We start from the raw sequence: 17,089 nt of genomic DNA, 5'->3' as shown, positions 1-17,089 counted from the left end.
CCTCTCGCCACCGCCCCCGAAAGGTTCCAGCATGCCTGTTGGTCGATGGACCCTGCCCATACTCATCACCCTGCTCGCCACCAGCGCCGGTTCGGTCGCCGCGGCCGGCCCGATCCCCCAGACCGAACCCAGCCCGACCACCGCCTGGCATGACGGCGCCCTGCGCACCGGCCCGGCCGGTCTCGTCGGCCGATCCGATCTCGTCCAGGAAGGACCTGCCTGGCGTGCGTACCAGGCGATGCCGCTCGGCAACGGCGTCCTCGGCGCCGCGGTCTGGGCCGAGAAGGGCTTCAGCGCCCAGCTCAACCGCGTCGACACCTTCCCCGATCTCGAGTCCGCCGGACGGCTCGTCGTACCCGGCCTCGATCCGTTGATGCGCGCGGCCGACTACAAGGGCCGGCTGGCGTTGTACGACGGCCAACTCGTCCAGAGCGGTGGCGGAATGTCAGCCCGCTCGTACGTGCGGGCCGACGCGGATCAGTTCGTGCTCGAAGTCACCGGCGCCGATCCTGGCAAGACCCAGACTGCTGATCTCAAGCTCTGGCCGGGTCGTACGCCGACCACCAGCGCAGCCGGTGCGGTCGCCGCGCTGGCGGAGACCTTCAAAGACGACGCATCCGGAGGTGTCGCCGGTGCGGTTGCCGCAGTAACCGCGCGGGCTCGGGACGTGTCCGCTTCCGTCGTCGATCCGCTGACTGTCCGGCTGACCTTCCGGCCCAATCGTGACGGCAGCTTCCGGCTCGTCGTCGGCGTACCGTCGTACAAGGGTGGTGATGTGAAGACTGCCGCTCGCCATGCCGTGGTCGAGGCCCACAGCAACCATCTCGCCTGGTGGCATGACTTCTGGGCCAAGGCAGCGCCGATGCGGATCACGTCTGCCGACGGCACCGGCGAGTACGTCGAGAACCTCCGCACACTGCAGCTCTACACAATGGCCGCGTCGATGCGTGGCCCGGTGCCGAGCACGCATGGCGCGGTGGTCCGGATGTTCTCCTCGTCGCAGGACCAGGCCGACTGGGATCAGGATGCGTACTGGCACTTCAACCTGCGCATGCTCGTGTCCGCGAATCTCGGTGCCGATATCGGCGATCTCAACGCGCCGTACTTCGACTTCTATCTCGACCAGGCCGCGGCGATGAAGGAGTGGACCAGCACGCACTGGACCGGTGCCCGCGGGATCTGCGTGCCCGAGTTCCTGCGGTACGACGGGACGGCGGATGGCTGTGACAACACCTCCGAGCCGAACTACACGACCCGGATTCTGAGCAGTGGGGCCGAGCTGGTGAACAACATCTGGCAGCAGTACCGCTACACCGGCGACCGGGCGCTGCTCAACCGCAGCTACCCGTTGATGCGGGAGGTCGCGGACTTCTACCTGTCGGCGCTGACACCGGGCGAGGACGGCTACCTGCATCTCGAGCACGTCAATGCACTCGAGGTGCAGTGGGACACCAACGACCCCACACCGGACCTCGCCGGAATGCGGGTGATCTTCCCGATCGTCGCCGACCTCGCCTCGGCGCGAGGCGATGATGCGTTTGCCGGTCAGCTGCGCGAGGCGGTCGGCAAGCTGCCGCCGTTCCGGACCGTGCAGCGTGGTGGCGAGGAGGTGCTCGCGTGGTCCGGCACCGATGAGGAGGCGCACAACACGCAGAACCCGGAGATGGAGGCGTTGTGGCCGTGGGGTCTGTTCGACGAGACCTCTGCCCTGATGCAGGCGACGTTCCGGCAGCGCGTTTACCCGCAGGACAAGGACTGGGGGATGGACGCCACGTGGGCCGCGCGTCTTGGGCAGTCCGATGAGGTGAAACGCCTGCTGTTGAAGGGGATCGCGGACTTCCAGATCTACCCGAACGGTTTCACTGTCCACCGCCCGGGTCAGGAGGCGGTGCGGAACCACAGCTTCTACAACGAGTGGGGCGGGGTCGTGACCACCGGTCTGCAGGAGGCGCTGGTCCAGTCGTACGACGGTGTCGTCGACGTCGCGCCGGCGTGGCCGAGTGACTGGGATGTGTCCGGGGCGGTGCAGATCGAGGGTGGTCACCGGATCAGCACCGAGGTGAAGGACGGCGTGCCGAACCTGGTCGGGATCGAGGCCGGGAGCAAGGACACGCTTCGGGTGCGCAATCCCTGGCCGGGTCAGCAGGTGCGCGTGATCGATGAGCACGGTCGGGCTGTCGTGGCGCCGACGACTGCTGACGTCCTGACGGTGCCGGTGGCGGCGCATGCGTCGTACGTCGTGGAGCGGGTGGCTGTGCCGCTTTCGTCGTTCCGGTTCGTGCCGTTGACCGGTGCGCCGGCCAACGCGGTGAAGACGGTCGGCAATCGGATGCTCGGCGTACCTGCGAGTGAGCCGCCGCTGGCCAGCGATCTGGTCAGCGTGCGGACGCCGGAGAAGTTGTCGAACCTCGTGAAGGCTCAGACGGGCGCGCCGATCTATGTCGATCGCAGCTACACGATCACCGATCTGCCGGCGCAGTTGGCTGGGCAGGCGTTGGTACCGGGCGCCAACGATGACTCGAAGTCGACCGGTCCCGTGGACTACATCACGCTGGAGCTGAGCCAGCCGGCCACCGTGTACGTCGCCTTCGACCCGCGGGGCGAGGGCGACTGGTGGCCGGAGTGGCTCAGCTCCTTCACTCGGACTGGCGAGACCGTTGGCACGACCGACCAACGGCTCATCCTGTTCAAGCGCGACGTACCGGCCGGGCAACTGGCGCTCGGGGCCAACTCCGGAATCGTTGACAAGGGCAACTCGACCTACCTCACCTTCGTCACCTCGCGCTAGCCACCACGATCCGGGGATGCTGCCCGGCGACTGCGACGTCGTACACGTCACTGACCCGCCAGGCAGCATCCCCGATCATTGTGGCCGCCTGTTGGTGATTGAGGATCGCGACCACGAGCCCGTCCGGTGCGAGGACCTCGCGCCATTGGGCCAGGTACGGCGTGAAGCTGCCGATCCCCAGCCGGACGTCCCAGGGTGGATTCGTCAGGATGCGATCCACCGGACCGTCGAGTCGCGCCGCGTCGCCGGTGCGCCAGACGATGGACGACTCGCGCGGTGAGTTCAGCTGCGCGGCCGCGACGGCGATCGGCTCCTGATCGATCCCGACGTACGTCGCTGCCGGCTCGACAGCCTGTGCTTCGAGAAGCAGCGTCCCTGCACCGCAGAACGGATCAAGGACTCTGTGACCCGGAGCGATGCGTGCCAGCCGGGCCATCGCGGCGGCCACCGGCGGATGCAGGCTGCCGGTCACCGTCTGCCGTCGCCAGACGCGGCGGTGCAGCGGGACGTCGTACGGCCGGACGCCGATCCAGAGCGTCTTGCCGTCGAGGATGACCCGCCACTCCGCGCGGTCGATCGGTGGAGCCTCGCCGGTGCGGCGCGAGTGGTACCTGGCGCCGGAACGCTGCTGGATGAGGCCGCCGACCAGGTCTTCGATGTCGAACCGGTTGTAAGTGCGCCGGCCGAGGGACGACGCGGTCACCGCGAAGTCCCCTGCACCGTTCAGTTGGGCGCAGGCTTCGGTGACGGCCGCTGCCAGCTCCTGCTTGGTGCGCCCCGGATCGGGAGCGGCGGCCTGGACGACGAACAGGTCGTCGGCGAGGTGTGGTGGGCTGGTGATGATCGTCGCCGCGGTGGGTTCGACGATGAGTTGTCGTTTGGACAGGTCGATCACGCGGTGGTTCGCCGCGGCCAGTTCCTCGGCCGCTAGTTGCTCCAAGCCCGTGACGGTTCGCACCAGTACCACCGGCGGCGAACCGGTGCGGAGGGCTTGGGTGATCGAGTCTGCCGCGACTCTGCGCACAGATCGCATGAAAGGTCTCCCGGTCAGCGGTCGGGAGCGGCCAGATGGTCCGCTCCCGCATCGCCGGCCTCGGGCGGGTCGTGCCGAACACGAGCCCTACAGCCTCGGACTGGCCAGCGGGGAGCTAGCTCAGTCGGAAGAAGTTCATGATCATGTGTCCGATGCTCCCACAGCGTGTCCGGGGCTGCGACCGAATTGATGGAACGTGAGGGAGAAGGTGTAGTGCCCCGGCTCGAGGGTGTGTTGCGGGGTCGCGGGCGGCCCGCAGGACGCGGAGCCGAGGCCGTTCTGCGCGAGGTCGAGGTTGAGGTAGATGTGGTCGCGCGGTGTCAGGTCGGAGCGGTGCCGGGCGCGTTCGAGATCCTCGGTGGTCCAGCGGCGTGCCGTGAGCTGGAAGTACGGCGCTCCCTCCACGCGCAGGCCGTTGCCCTGGGCATCGGTCAGTTCTGCCCAACGCACGTCGATCCGCGATCCGTTCTCCTGCGGTACGACGTACGGCGTCTGCAACTCGTCGACCGTGCTCGTGTACCGCCCGACCCGCGCCGCCTCGCGACTGTCGGCGTACGCCTCCCCTGGTCCGCCTCCGAACCACGTGACTGTGTCCAGGTTGCTCGGCACCACCATCCGCACCCCCACCCGCGGCCAACTCCCACACCGCGGCGACACCGCCGTCCCACCCCACTCCCCCTCCGGCTCCACCTCAACCGTCAGCCGCAGCCCATCGTCCGCACTCACCCACCGGTACGTCGCCCGCACCCCCACGCCAAGCCCATCAGGCGCCACCCGCGCCCGAACAACCAACTCGTCCTGCCCCACCTCCACCCCGTCGACCCGATGCAACAACCGATCCAACCCAGCCGCCCGCCACTCCCCCACAACCCCATTCCGCCCACCCTGCCCACAGTCGTTATCCGTAGGCGCCCGCCACAAATCCAACTCCGGCCCCTCCACCTCCACCCCACCCACCCGAACCAACCGACCAGTACTCCCCTCAAACTCCCCCACCCCAAGAACAACCCGCCCCAAACCCCCGCGCCCCACACCCCGCTCCTGCACCCCGCCCGACACAACCGCCTCCGGCTGGGGCGGGCTTGGCGCGTCGTGCCGGTCCTCTGCACTTCCGCCGCCTAGGCGGAACTGGGCCCAAGCCACCTCATGTCCTGCGGCGGCCCAGGCCTCGTCCTTCGCCAGCACCGCCCGCACCGTCAACCACCGCTCGTCACCCGGCATCTCGGTTGGGGGTTGCGTTTCGACTGGTGGGGGTAGCGCGGCGGTGGAGCCTGCCTGGATCTCGGGGACTTCCAGGCGGCCGGCGTCTATTTGCTCGCCGTCTAGCTCCTCCGACCACACGAACTCGAGGTCGTCGAGCGACGCGAAGGTTCGGAGGTTGTGGATGGTGAGGGGGTCGGGGCCGGTGATGCGGACGGGTTCGATCACCTTCTTGTATTCGGTGAGACCGGGAGACGGAGTGCGGTCGGGGAACAGCAGTCCGTCGATGCAGAAGTTGGCGCCGTGGACCCGCTCCCCGAAGTCGCCGCCGTACACATGATCGATTGCTCCAGGCAACAGCAACCCGTGATCGATCCACTCCCAGACGAACCCACCCTGCAGCCGCGGATACCGTTCGAGAATGCGCTGGTAGTCGGCCAGCCCACCAGGACCGTTGCCCATGGCATGGGCGTACTCCGCGAGCACGAACGGCAACCCACGACGGCGTGTCTCCAGCTCGGGGTCGTCCTCGGTCTCCGGTGGTACGTCCTCGGTCCGGGTGCCGATCGCTTCGAGGTCCTCGAGCGGCGTGTACATCAGGCTGTAGAAGTCGGAGAACTCGTAGCTGCGGTCCCGCTCGTAGAACACCGCGCGCCCAGGGTCGCGCCCCCGCGTCCACTCGGCGAGCGTGCCGAAGTTCCGTCCGCGGTGACTCTCGTTGGCGAGCGACCAGACGATGACGCTCGGGTGGTTCTTGTCGCGTTCCACCATCCGCCGCATCCGGTCCAGCATCATCGGTGCCCAGTCCGGATCGTCGGCCGGGTTGCCGCGCCAGTCGGTGTAGATGAAGCCGTGGGTCTCGATGTCGCACTCGTCGACGACCCACAGCCCGAGCTCGTCACACAGGTCGAGGAATGCGGGATGCGGCGGATAGTGCGCCGTACGGACCGCGTTCAGGTTGTGCTGCTTCATCAGCACGAGGTCCTGTCGCATCGCCTCGACCGTCATCGCCCGGCCGCGGCGTTCGTCGTGCTCGTGCCGGTTCACGCCGCGGAAGAACAGCGGCTGCCCGTTGACCGTGAGCAGCCCGTCGGTCATCGCGACGGTCCGGAAGCCGATTCGCAGTTCCACGGTCTCGCCGTGGACTGCGACCTGCGCGTCGTACAGCCGCGGTACTTCGGCCGTCCATGGCTCAACGCCTGCGATCGTGACTTTCTCACCTGCCTGCAGTTCCAGCCCGAGCTCCGGGATCGTGATCTGCGCGGACGACGGCTCGACGTCGACCCGCATTGTGCCGGCGCCGGTCAGGTGGTCGTAGTCGGCGTGGACGAACACGTCGTCGATGAGCGGCCGGCTGAGCAGCGTCACGTCGCGGAAGATTCCCGGCAGCCACCACATGTCCTGGTCCTCGAGGTAGCTGCCCGACGACCACTGGTGCACTCGTACGACGAGCAGATTCCGCCCCGGCCGCAGCAGCTCGCCGACGTGGAACTCACTCGGCAGCCGACTGCCCTTCGCCGTCCCGACCTCGGTCCCGTTGAGCCAGACCTTGAAGCAGGAGTCAACGCCTTCGAAGCGCAGTACGGCGCCGTCCCGCTCCCAGTCGTCCGGGAGGTCGAACCATCGTCGGTGGTCGCCGGTCGGGTTCGCGTCCGGCGTCCGCGGTGGGTCGATCGGGAACGGGAACGCGGTGTTGGTGTACCGAGGCCGGTCGTGCCCCTGCAGCACCCAGTGCCCCGGGACCTCCAACTCATCCCAGTCCACGTCCACGTCAGGCCGCATCACATCCGCCGGCGCCTCAGCCGGACCACTCCACAGCTTGAACTCCCACCGACCGTTCAAACTCATCCGCGGCCGCGAAGACCTCAGCCAAGCCCGTGGCTCCCGGCATCCACTCCCCGGCGCCAGATCCTCGTAGTACGAACTCATGCCGGCCCCTCCCGCAACACCCGAACATCCCAAGCCCCCAACTCAATCCGCGCCACCAATCCCCCACCCAACACATCAACCATCTCCCCCGGCACCTCAACAACCACCGCGTCCCCCGACCAGTTGTGCACAAACCACAACCGCTCCCCCATCCCATCCACCGCAGACAAAGCAGTAACAGCCGCTGGCAGTCCACTCCACGCACCGGTTCGTCCATGGAGCGCAGCAGCTAGTACAGGATCTGGGACTGTGCCGACGTAGGTGATGCGACCCTTTCCACAGCACTTGGTGGTGATGATTGGGCGTTGGGTGCCGCCGGGATGGTGGTACCAGCCGAGGGTCTGGGCGTCGTCGACGGTCAGGGTTTCTGCCCAGCGGGTTGCGTGGCCGGGGAGGCCGGTGACGGGTAGGTCGTCGTGGAGGTTCTCGTATTCCTGGTAGTGGAGGCCGGCCGCATCAGAGAGGCGGGGTGGGGCGGGCTCGAGGCGGGGCCGGGCTTCGGGGTCTGCGTAGCCTGTCCGTGGGCCGAGGATCAGGTGGCCGCCGGCTCGGGCGTACTCGCGCAACAACTCCAGTTGCTGGTCGGACGCGATGTAGAGGGCGGCGACCACGAGGGTCGGGTACTGCGCGACCAGGGCCGCAGGATCGTTGCCTAGGCGCTCGATGGGGAGAACGCCTGGGCGTAGGCCGGCGTCGAGGATGCCGGTGTAGAAGGCACTGACGATCGTCCGGTACGACGACCTGTCCGGCGCACCACCCGGATGCGCGAGCGGCGGTTGGAACTGCAGGGCCCAGTCGCTCTCCACAGACCACACGACCGCCACATCCACGTCGGGCCGCAACCCGACGACCGACGAGCCGGCTCGTGCCAGCTCGTCACCGATCACCGCGATCTCGTCGTACACCCGGCCCGGTTGCAGGTCGTGGCCGAGGATTCCGCCCCAGAACGTCTCCGCACCGTGGTGGATCGAGTGCCAATGCCAGTACTCGACCATCTGCGCCCCACGCGACACGAAAGCCCACGCGAGCTGCCGCAGCTGACCGTCGTACGGCGGACTGTTCTGATGCGAACTACCGATCGACGTCGCATTCGTTTCCGTGACCAAGAACGGCTCACCACGCGACCCCCGCACACGATCCGCGGCAAGATACAGCTCAGCGACACTCCGCCCGATCCACCCCACCTCGAGTCGCGACGGTCGCGCCGGCCGCTCCAACCCGTCCTGGACGTCGACATAAATATTGCCCGCCGCAACGTCCAGCCGAGAAGTCAGCGGTCCGTCGGCCACCGCCGGCCGGTCGTAGGCCAGGCAAGTCGTCACGAACTGCTCCGGCCGCCGCAGCTCCCGAACCAACTCCGCCTGCCACCCGATGAACTCGGTCGTCCGGTCCGCCTGGAACCGTCGCCAGGCCAGGTCGTACGACGGCGTGCTGTTCCCGTCCGGCCGCCACAAGTCGGACCAGTCGCTCAACCGATGCGACCAGTACGTCAATCCCCAGGCCTCGTTCAGCGCCTCGACATCACCATAGGTAGCCCGCAGGCGAGCAACGAACGCGGAGAACGCCGCAGAGTTGTGCGCGAGCAAGACGCCCGGCTCGTTGTCGACCTGGTAGCCGATCACGGCCGGATGGTCGCGATGCCGCCCGACGATCCGGCGGATCACCCGCTCGGCGTGGAACCGGAACGCCGGCTGCCCGAAGTCCACCTCCTGACGGATCCCCCACGGCACCCGCTCCCCGGTACGGCGCTCGGCCGCGATCTCCGGATGAGCACACTGCAGCCACGGCGGCACGGCGTACGTCGGAGTCCCCAGTACGACGTCGATCCCCCGCTGACCGGCCGCATCGAGCACGGGCAGGATCCACTCGAGGTCGAACACGCCGTCCCGTGGTTCCCAGGTCGACCAGACCGACTCACCGACCCGGATGGCGGTGATACCGGCCGCCGCCATCAGCTCCAGGTCGGTGGCGATCCGGTCGCCGCCATGGACGAGCGGAGCGAGTTCATCAAAGGGCACGTCCCGCGGCAGATATTCGGGGTAGTAGGCCGTCCCGAGCACAACACGTGGCGGCAGCATGAGTAGACGCTAACTCATGCTGCGATCCCCGTGCAATCGTTTGCACACAGGGAATCCCATCCTGGGGTTATCAGCTGGTTCGGATCCGGGCCCGCCGCCGCGCCGGACCGGTGCTGGCCCGGACCACCAGCTCCGGCGTGAGCAGATCCGGCCGCGGCCAGTCGTTCCCGGCCAGGCGCGTCGCGAGCTGCTCCCAGGCCAACTCCCCCAGCCGGGCCCGCTCGTTCCGCAACGACGTCAGCGGCGGCCGTGCGTACGCGGCGATCGGGATGTCGTCGTACGACGCGACCGACAACTCGGCCGGAACGTCGACGTCGTTGTCGTGCATCCAGCTGAGCAGCCCGACACCGACCAGGTCGTTGAACGTGATCACCGCGGTCGCGCGACTGCTCAGCACCGTCGGCCCGGCGTCGTACCCGTGGTTCCCGGCCCAGCCGCCGTCCATCTCGTCCAGCGTCACATCGAGTGATCGCGCCGTACGACGCAATGTCCGGCGGCGTTCGCCGTCGGACCACGAGGTCGCCGGACCGCCGACGTACAGGACTCTGCGGTGGCCTAGACCGGTGAGGTGTTCGAGCAGCAACCGGCTCGCCGCGCGGTAGTCGATCGCGACCGCGCCCGCGTTCTTCACGGTCCGGTTGATGCACACCACCGGCACCGGCAGGGCGAGCGCCTTCTCCAGGCCGCTGCGGGTCAGGCGCGAACTGCAGAGCACGAGCGCACCGGAGTGGTCGACGAGCTCCTCGACGAGCCGCAGCTCCTCTGCCGGATCCTCACCGCTCTCCCCGATCAGCAAGCGGTAGCCGCCGGCCCGCGCTGACGCGGCAAGGCCCTTGAGAACCTCGGAGAAGAACGGGTTCGTCAGGTCCGGCACGGTCACGCCGACCGTCAACGGACGGCCCAGCTTGAACTCCTGCGCCCGCTTGTCGGCGCGGTAGCCCAGCTCCCCGGCCACCGCGCGCACATGCGCGACCACCTCGGGAGAGATCAGGTCGGAACCGTTCAGCGCCCGCGACACCGTCGACACCGACGTGCCCGCCTCGCGCGCCACGTCGATCAGCCGAACCCGCTCCGCCACCACTCACCTCTCGCCTCTGCGGGACGGGGTTTGGTCACCCCACCCTCGTGCCCGCGATCCAGACGTTCCGGATCGTCACATCGTCGGCGTACTGTACGACAGCTTCCGCCGCGACCTGGTCGAACTGGCTGTTCGTGATCGCCACGGAACGAATCCGCTGCGTCTGTGCTCCTACCATGCGATACGCCCGTTCGGCCCGGGCCACCCGGACCCGGTCGAACCGGATGTCGCGGACGTCGGGGAACAGCGACTGGTCGCCACCACCCTGGTAGCTGAAGGTGATCTCGAGGGGACGATACATCCACGCGCGGGAGTCGACGCCGGACAAGTCCACGTTGCGTACATACCCGCCACGGGTCGAGGTCGACTTCACGCACAGCACCCATTGGATGTACGCCTCCTCCGCGGCAGGGTCGGCCGGCATCTGCAGGCGGCGTACCCAGACGTCCTCGATCCCGCCGCTCATCTCGCTGCCGATCGCGACCGCGGCACCGCCGCTGACGAAGGTGCAGTCCTCGATCAGGATCCCGCGCGAGGGCAGGCCGAGCCGGCGGCCGTCCGCGTCGCGGCCGGACTTGATCGCGATGCAGTCGTCGTGCGTCTCGAACGTGCAGTCGCGGATCAGGACGTCCGTACACGACTCCGGGTCGCAGCCGTCGCCGTTCGGGCCGAGGTTGCGCACAGTCACGCCCTGCACGGTGACGTTGTGACACTCCAGCGGATGGATCGTCCACATCGGCGAGTTGAGCACGGTCACGCCCTCGATCAGCACGTTCGTGCACCGGAACGGCTGGATGAAGCTCGGCCGTAGGTAGTGACCGGCGCCGAAGACGCGCTCCTCGACCGGGACCTGCTCGTTGTTCATCCGCTCCAGCTCGCCCCAGTCCTCGCGCTGGTTCGGCAGGCCGGTGTGCCAGCCGTACTGACCACTGCCGATCAGGTACCACCAGTGTTCGTTGTCGCCGGCGCCGTCGAGCACGCCCGCGCCGGTGATACCGATGTCGGTCTGGCCCTCCGCGCGGATCAGCGACGAGTAGTTGTACACCTCCACGCTCTGCCACCGGGTCCGGACGACGGGCAGGTAGTCGACCGGGTCGGTGCTGAACCGCAGCGTCGAACCGCGCTGCAGATGCAGGTCGACCCTGCTCAGCAACTGGATCGCACCGGTCTGCCAGACACCGGGAGGTACGACGACATGGCCGCCGCCGGAATCGTGACAGGCCCGGATCGCCGCGTTGATCCCGGCGGTCGCATCCTCCGGCGTCGCGCCGTACGGCGTGATTGGAAACCACGCGTCGCGGAACCGAGGCGGCCGGATCCGTGCCCGGACGGCCTGCTCAGGGGCGACACCCGACGCGAGGCGGGCACTCGACGCCAGTGCGGGAACCCCGATGCCTGCAGCAACTACTCCGCCGAGGCCGGCGCCGAGGATCTGACGGCGAGTGGGATGCATGGGCGGCACCTTCCGTTCGACCTGTGCGGGCAAACCTTTGCCCGCAAGTATCCAAGAAATTCCGGACCGGTCAAGAGTTCGTCCGCGCCAGCCGTTGACAGCACCGGCCGACGACGGCACGATCGGTTGCAATCGTTTGCACTCTGCACTGCCTGTCGAGGAGGCTGAGCATGTCCGCCCCAGTTCGTCGCCGTACTCTCCTGTTGGCCAGCGGAGCGCTTGCGATCGTCGGCGGAGGTACCGCCCCGGCCGCCGCCGGCCGACCATCACCCGATCCCCAGGTGGACGCGATCCTGCGCCGGATCCGGCCACCGCGGTTCCGCGATCGGTGGTACGACGTGACCGACTTCGGCGCGGTCGGCGACGACGCGACGGATTGTACGGCGGCGATCCGGACCGCCATCGAGACGTGTCACCGGCACGGCGGCGGTCACGTCGTCGTACCGGCCGGCAACTTCCGGACCGGCGCCATCCACCTGCTCAGTCGCGTCGACCTGCACCTGGCTGCCGGGTCTCGGCTGGCGTTCAGCCAGGACCCGGCGGCGTACCTGCCCGTGGTCGCGACGCGCTACGAAGGGACCGAGTGCTACAACTACTCCCCCTTCGTCTACGCGTACGGGCAGCGCGATATCGCGGTCACCGGCGGCGGTGTCCTCGACGGTCGGGCTGATGACACGCACTGGTGGGACTGGACGGGTGGACCGCCTCCGAACGAGTCGCCGGACAAGACGCTGCTCATTCAAATGGCAGCGGACGGCGTACCCGTCAAGGAGCGGGTGTTCGGCGCCGGGCACTACCTCCGGCCGAACCTGCTCCAGTTCAACCGCTGCACGAACGTGCTGCTCGACGGCATCACGGTCAAGGACTCACCGATGTGGAACATTCACCCGGTGCTCTGCCGCAACGTCACCATCCGGGACGTGGTCGTCGACAGCCCGAACGGCCCGAACAACGACGGCATCGATCCCGAGTCGTGCACCGACGTCCTGATCGAACGCTGCACGATCTCCACCGGCGACGACTGCATCGCGTTCAAGTCCGGTAAGGACGCCGACGGCCGGCGGGTGAACGTGCCGACCCGGTACGCCGTCGTCCGCGACTGCGAGATGGCCGACGGGAACGGCGGCGTGACGGCCGGCAGCGAGACCAGCGGGGGCATCATGGACATCTTCGTCCGCGACTGCACGATGAGCAGTCCGCGGCTGGAACGCGCGATCCGGATCAAGAGCAATCCCGACCGCGGCGGCACGATCGCGAACATCGACGTACGCCGGGTGACAGTCGGGCAGGCCGCAGACTCGGTGATCGAGATCGTGCTCAACTATGCCAACGTCACCACCGGCGCCTACCCGCCGGATGTGCACGGCATCAGCATCAGTCAACTCACCGCCGCCGCGGCGCCGCGGGCGCTGAACTTGCTCGGCCTGCCCGACGACCCGCTCCGCGACATCCGGCTGTACGACTGCCGCTTCGATGCGATGAGCGAGGAGAACGTGATCCAGGACGTCGAAGGGCTGCGACTCGACCAGGTCTGGATCAACGGCACCCGCGCGGACAACTGAAGGAGCCCGCATGCACGACAAGTTCAGCCGGAAGAACTTCCTCCGCCTAGGCACCGGCGTCGCCCTCGCATCCGCCCTGGGTCCCGCCTCAACAGCCTGGGCCGGGCCTGGGGCTCCCGGGCCGGAGACCGGTCCCGGCTGGGGACACGTTGGTGACATCCTCCGCCACACCCGCCCGCCCCGCTTCCGTCCCCGCGACTTCCTGATCACCGCGTTCGGCGCGATCGCAGACGGCACAACCGACGCGACCCCGGCGATCACCGCCGCGATCGAGGCGTGTCACCGTTCCGGCGGCGGACGGGTCGTCGTACCGGCCGGAACCTTCAGCACCGGCGCGATCCACCTCAAATCCAACGTCAACCTGCACGTCTCCGACGGCGCGACACTCGTGTTCAGCACCGATCCGGCGCAGTACCTGCCGGTCGTGCTGACCCGCTTCGAGGGCGCGGAGTGCATGAACTACTCGCCGCTCATCTACGCCCGCGACTGCGAGAACATCGCCGTCACCGGTACCGGCACGCTCGACGGCGGCGCGACCTGGGACGACTGGTGGTCCTGGGTCGGTCCCTCGAGCCCGGACGCACAGACGCTGCAGCAGATGGCCGAGGACGGCGTACCGGTGAAGGACCGCGTGTTCGGCGCCGGCCACTTCCTGCGCGCGGCGTTCATCGAGACCCAGTCCTGCCGCAACGTGCTGATCGAGGACGTCACGATTCTGCGGTCGCCGTTCTGGGAGATCCACCCGGTGCTGTCGCGCAACATCACCGTGCGCGGCGTCCACATCGACAGCCGCGGTCCGAACAACGACGGCATCGACCCCGAATCCTCGCAGTACGTCGTGATCCAGGACTGCGTGCTGGACTGCGGCGACGACTGCATCGCGATCAAGTCCGGCCGTGGCGCCGACGGTCTGCGGGTGAACGTGCCGTCGGAGAACATCCTGATCGAGAACTGCACGCTGAACATCCGGTACGGCGCGATCACCATCGGCAGCGAGATGACCGGCGGGGTGCGCAACGTGTTCGTCCGCAACTGCACGGTCGGCAGCCCGAACCTGTACTTCGGCCTCTACATCAAGACCAACTCGGTCCGCGGCGGCTACGCCGAGAACATCTACCTCGACAACCTGCAGATCTCGAACCTCACCAAAGAGGTTGTCTCCTGCAACTTCTACCGCAGCGAGGGCGACACCGGACCGCTGACGCCGAGGGTGCGCAACGTCGAACTGCGCAACATCACCGTCGGCCACGCCCGGAACGCGTTCTCGATGTTCGGCTACCCGCGCTCGCCGATCCAGGACTTCCGGTTGATCGACTGCACGTTCACCAGCATCGACGACGTCAGCGAGATCCAGGACGTCGACATGTCGTTCCGCAACTTCACGGTCAACGGCCAGAAGATCACCGACCCGGCGCAACTGCTGTGACGGACGGCTGGTCGGACGCCGACCGCATCCTGGCCGACGTCCGACCACCGACCTTCCCCGGTCGAGACTTCCCGATCACCGAGTACGGCGCGACGCCCGACAACGCCACCGCCGGCCTCGCCCACGCCATCCGCGCGTGTCACGAGTCCGGCGGCGGCCGGGTCGTCGTACCTCCCGGGGTATGGCGCACCGGCGCGATCCACCTGCGGTCCGGGGTGAACCTGCATGTGTCCGAGGGCGCGACGCTGTTGTTCAGCACCGATCCGGCGCTGTACCTCCCGGTCGTCAAGACGCGGTACGAAGGGCTCGAGGTCTACAACTACTCGCCGCTGATCTACGCCAACGGCTGCACCGACATCGCGATCACCGGCACGGGCACGCTCGACGGCCAAGCCGGCTGGGACAACTGGTGGGGCTGGTTCCACAGCTGTGACGAGGACTTCGGGCAGCTCCGCCAGCAGGCCGCGTTCGGCATCCCCGTGACAGAGCGGGTGTACGGCGGCGGGCACCACCTGCGGTCGAGCTTCATCCAGCCGTACGAGTGCACGAATGTCCTGATCGAAGGCGTCACGATCGTCCGGTCGCCGTTCTGGCAGGTCCATCCGGTGCTGTGCCGGAACGTGACGATCCAACGCGTCGTCATCGACAGCCAGGGCCCGAACAACGACGGCGTCGACCTCGAATCCTGCCGCTCGGTGGTGATCCGCGGCTGCACGTTCGACGCCGGTGACGACTGTGTCGCGCTGAAGTCCGGCCGGGAGGCGGACGGGCTGCTCGTGAACGTGCCGACGGAGGACGTCCTGATCGAGCAGTGCGTGATGCGGGTCAAGTACGGCGCGATCACCCTCGGGTCGGACCTGACCGGCGGGATCCGGAACGTGTTCGTCCGCGACTGCACGATCGGCGGTCCGAGCCTGTACTTCGGTCTGTACATCAAGACCAACGCGATCCGCGGCGGTTTCGCCGAGAACGTCTATCTGAAGGACTTGACGATCTCCAACCTCACCAAGGAGGTCGTCCAGTGCAACTTCTTCCGCGGTGAGGGCGACACCGGGCCGCTCACGCCGTACGTGCGCAACGTGGAGCTGCGCGGCATCAAGGTCGAGCGTGCTCGCAACGCCTTGATGCTGCGCGGCTACCGGCGTTCACCGATCCAGGACTTCCGGCTGATCGACTGCAGTTTCACTGTCGACGCGCCCAGCACCGTCCAGCACGCGGCGCTGAGCTTCGACAACGTCACGGTCAACGGGCACCCGATCACCGACGTCCACCAGCTCCGCTAGGGCGGGTCTGGGAGACACGCCCTGACATCACGGGAGGTGGGCGCAGTGGACGTCGAGGTCCCAGAGGATGACGGACAAGGCGTACGGGCTGATCGTGTGCTCGCCGTGGGTGGCGTCCTCGAGCAGTTCCCAGTGACCGTTCGACTCGTTGCTGACGGCATCCGTGCCGATGATCGCGATCCGCTGCCGGACGGCGGCCTCGTAGGAGCGGTGGCCGACACCGTTGAAACAGCACTCGTCGAACCGGTTGAGGATCTGCATCTGCCGGCGGTGCCGCCCGACCGCGGCCAGCGCGTAGAGGTCAGGGAAGTCAGCCAGGCCGTAGAACCCGGGCTGCATGTCCTGCCGCTGCTCCCAGTCCCCGCGCGTCGGGCTGGGCTTCGGTGAGCCCGGCCGAACGAAGAACGGCAGCGATCCGGCGGTCGGGTACGACCGGGTGATGCGTGGATCGAGGGCCGGGTAGATGGTCGTCGCCCAGCCACCTCCGGACAGCCCGACCATCTGCACGGACGACGGCCGGTAGGTCTTCTGGACGTAGTTCATCGACACCGCGAGCGCCTCGAGGAACAGCGCGAGCGGTGAGTACGACAGGGACTCCCACTGAGGCAGATCATTGTGCGACGGCTGCAGCTGCACGGAGGGGTCCGCCGGGTCCTGGATGGTCTTCGGATTCCAGTGGTAGAAGGGCATCGCGAACAACAGCACCGTGTAGCCGTGGTCGAGCAGCCCCTGCGCTACTCGCTGCATCGTGTCGAGCGGCTCGCCGTGCCCGTTGTGGTAGAACGCGACCCGGCGGTGCTTGCTCCGCGTCGGCTCCAGGACGAACACGGTTGCGACGTACCCGAACGGCATCGCCACCTCGAGCCGGTCATACCGACGTACGCCGGTGAACGCGGGCAACTCGGCCGGCACACCGACGTCGCGTCGTACCGTCGGGAGACCGGTCGGCATGACGCCGGTGTCCTTCCAGACCTGGGCGACCAACTGGGGGCGGAGTGCGTCGGCGTCCGCGGCGGTGTGGATCTTCATCAGGTCCTCGACGTCGACCCCGACGACCACCTCGGGCAGAGTCTTGTACACCGCAGCGTGGGCGGCGGCGATCTCGGCGTTCACCGGTGCGACGGGGCGCGGTGCCGGAGCGCCCGCGGGCGCAGCGGGTGTCTCAGCGGACGCCGCGGCCGGCCAGCCGGTTGCGGTGGTGGCGGTCACGGCGAGAGCTCCTCCGAGCACGGATCTGCGATTGACGATGCTCATTCTGG

Annotated in this window: 10 protein-coding genes; 4 read left to right on the top strand and 6 right to left on the bottom strand. The window is 67.9% G+C overall.

Features of this window, described 5'->3' with window-relative positions:
- Positions 1-31: 31 nt before the first annotated feature.
- Positions 32-2,788, top strand: coding sequence for a glycosyl hydrolase family 95 catalytic domain-containing protein (locus tag E0H75_RS38295; protein ID WP_131518623.1), 2,757 nt, complete (start codon positions 32-34; stop codon positions 2,786-2,788).
- Here E0H75_RS38295 and E0H75_RS38290 read toward each other — a convergent pair.
- The 5 genes from E0H75_RS38290 to E0H75_RS38270 form a co-directional block, all read right to left on the bottom strand.
- A complete protein-coding gene (locus E0H75_RS38290) occupies positions 2,775-3,821 on the bottom strand; it encodes a TRM11 family SAM-dependent methyltransferase (protein ID WP_131518622.1) in 1,047 nt (348 codons plus the stop codon). The genes E0H75_RS38295 and E0H75_RS38290 overlap by 14 nt on opposite strands.
- Before the next feature lie 141 nt (positions 3,822-3,962).
- Positions 3,963-6,869: a glycoside hydrolase family 2 TIM barrel-domain containing protein gene (locus E0H75_RS38285; protein WP_202873386.1), complete on the bottom strand. Its 2,907-nt coding sequence runs from the start codon at positions 6,867-6,869 to the stop codon at positions 3,963-3,965.
- Between the two features lie 77 nt (positions 6,870-6,946).
- A complete protein-coding gene (locus E0H75_RS38280; protein ID WP_131518620.1) occupies positions 6,947-9,028 on the bottom strand; it encodes a beta-galactosidase in 2,082 nt (693 codons plus the stop codon).
- 70 nt (positions 9,029-9,098) lie between these two features.
- Positions 9,099-10,106, bottom strand: coding sequence for a LacI family DNA-binding transcriptional regulator (locus tag E0H75_RS38275; protein ID WP_165554356.1), 1,008 nt, complete (start codon positions 10,104-10,106; stop codon positions 9,099-9,101).
- 34 nt (positions 10,107-10,140) lie between these two features.
- Positions 10,141-11,559, bottom strand: coding sequence for a glycoside hydrolase family 28 protein (locus tag E0H75_RS38270; RefSeq protein ID WP_165554354.1), 1,419 nt, complete (start codon positions 11,557-11,559; stop codon positions 10,141-10,143).
- Between the two features lie 170 nt (positions 11,560-11,729).
- Here E0H75_RS38270 and E0H75_RS38265 point away from each other — a divergent pair, with 170 nt between their 5' ends.
- The 3 genes from E0H75_RS38265 to E0H75_RS38255 are packed head-to-tail and all read left to right on the top strand — an operon-like array spanning position 11,730 to position 15,830.
- Positions 11,730-13,121 (top strand): glycoside hydrolase family 28 protein, encoded by a 1,392-nt coding sequence (locus tag E0H75_RS38265; protein ID WP_202873385.1) that lies wholly within the window; start codon positions 11,730-11,732, stop codon positions 13,119-13,121.
- A 10-nt stretch (positions 13,122-13,131) separates the two neighbouring features.
- On the top strand, positions 13,132-14,547 hold the full coding sequence (locus E0H75_RS38260) for a glycoside hydrolase family 28 protein (RefSeq protein WP_131518617.1): 1,416 nt from the start codon (positions 13,132-13,134) through the stop codon (positions 14,545-14,547).
- Positions 14,544-15,830: a glycoside hydrolase family 28 protein gene (locus tag E0H75_RS38255; protein WP_131518616.1), complete on the top strand. Its 1,287-nt coding sequence runs from the start codon at positions 14,544-14,546 to the stop codon at positions 15,828-15,830. The genes E0H75_RS38260 and E0H75_RS38255 overlap by 4 nt, the downstream gene beginning before the upstream one ends.
- Positions 15,831-15,857: 27 nt before the next feature.
- Here E0H75_RS38255 and E0H75_RS43375 read toward each other — a convergent pair whose 3' ends face one another.
- The gene (locus E0H75_RS43375; RefSeq protein WP_165554352.1) at positions 15,858-17,084 is read right to left on the bottom strand and encodes a hypothetical protein; all 1,227 of its coding nucleotides are present in this window, start codon (positions 17,082-17,084) and stop codon (positions 15,858-15,860) included.
- Between the last annotated feature and the right edge of the window lie 5 nt (positions 17,085-17,089).

The sequence above is a fragment of the Kribbella capetownensis genome (genome assembly GCF_004331485.1).
GTDB lineage: Bacteria > Actinomycetota > Actinomycetes > Propionibacteriales > Kribbellaceae > Kribbella > Kribbella capetownensis.
Note: the sequence above shows the minus strand (reverse complement) of the source record. Positions and strands in the feature narration are given on the sequence as shown.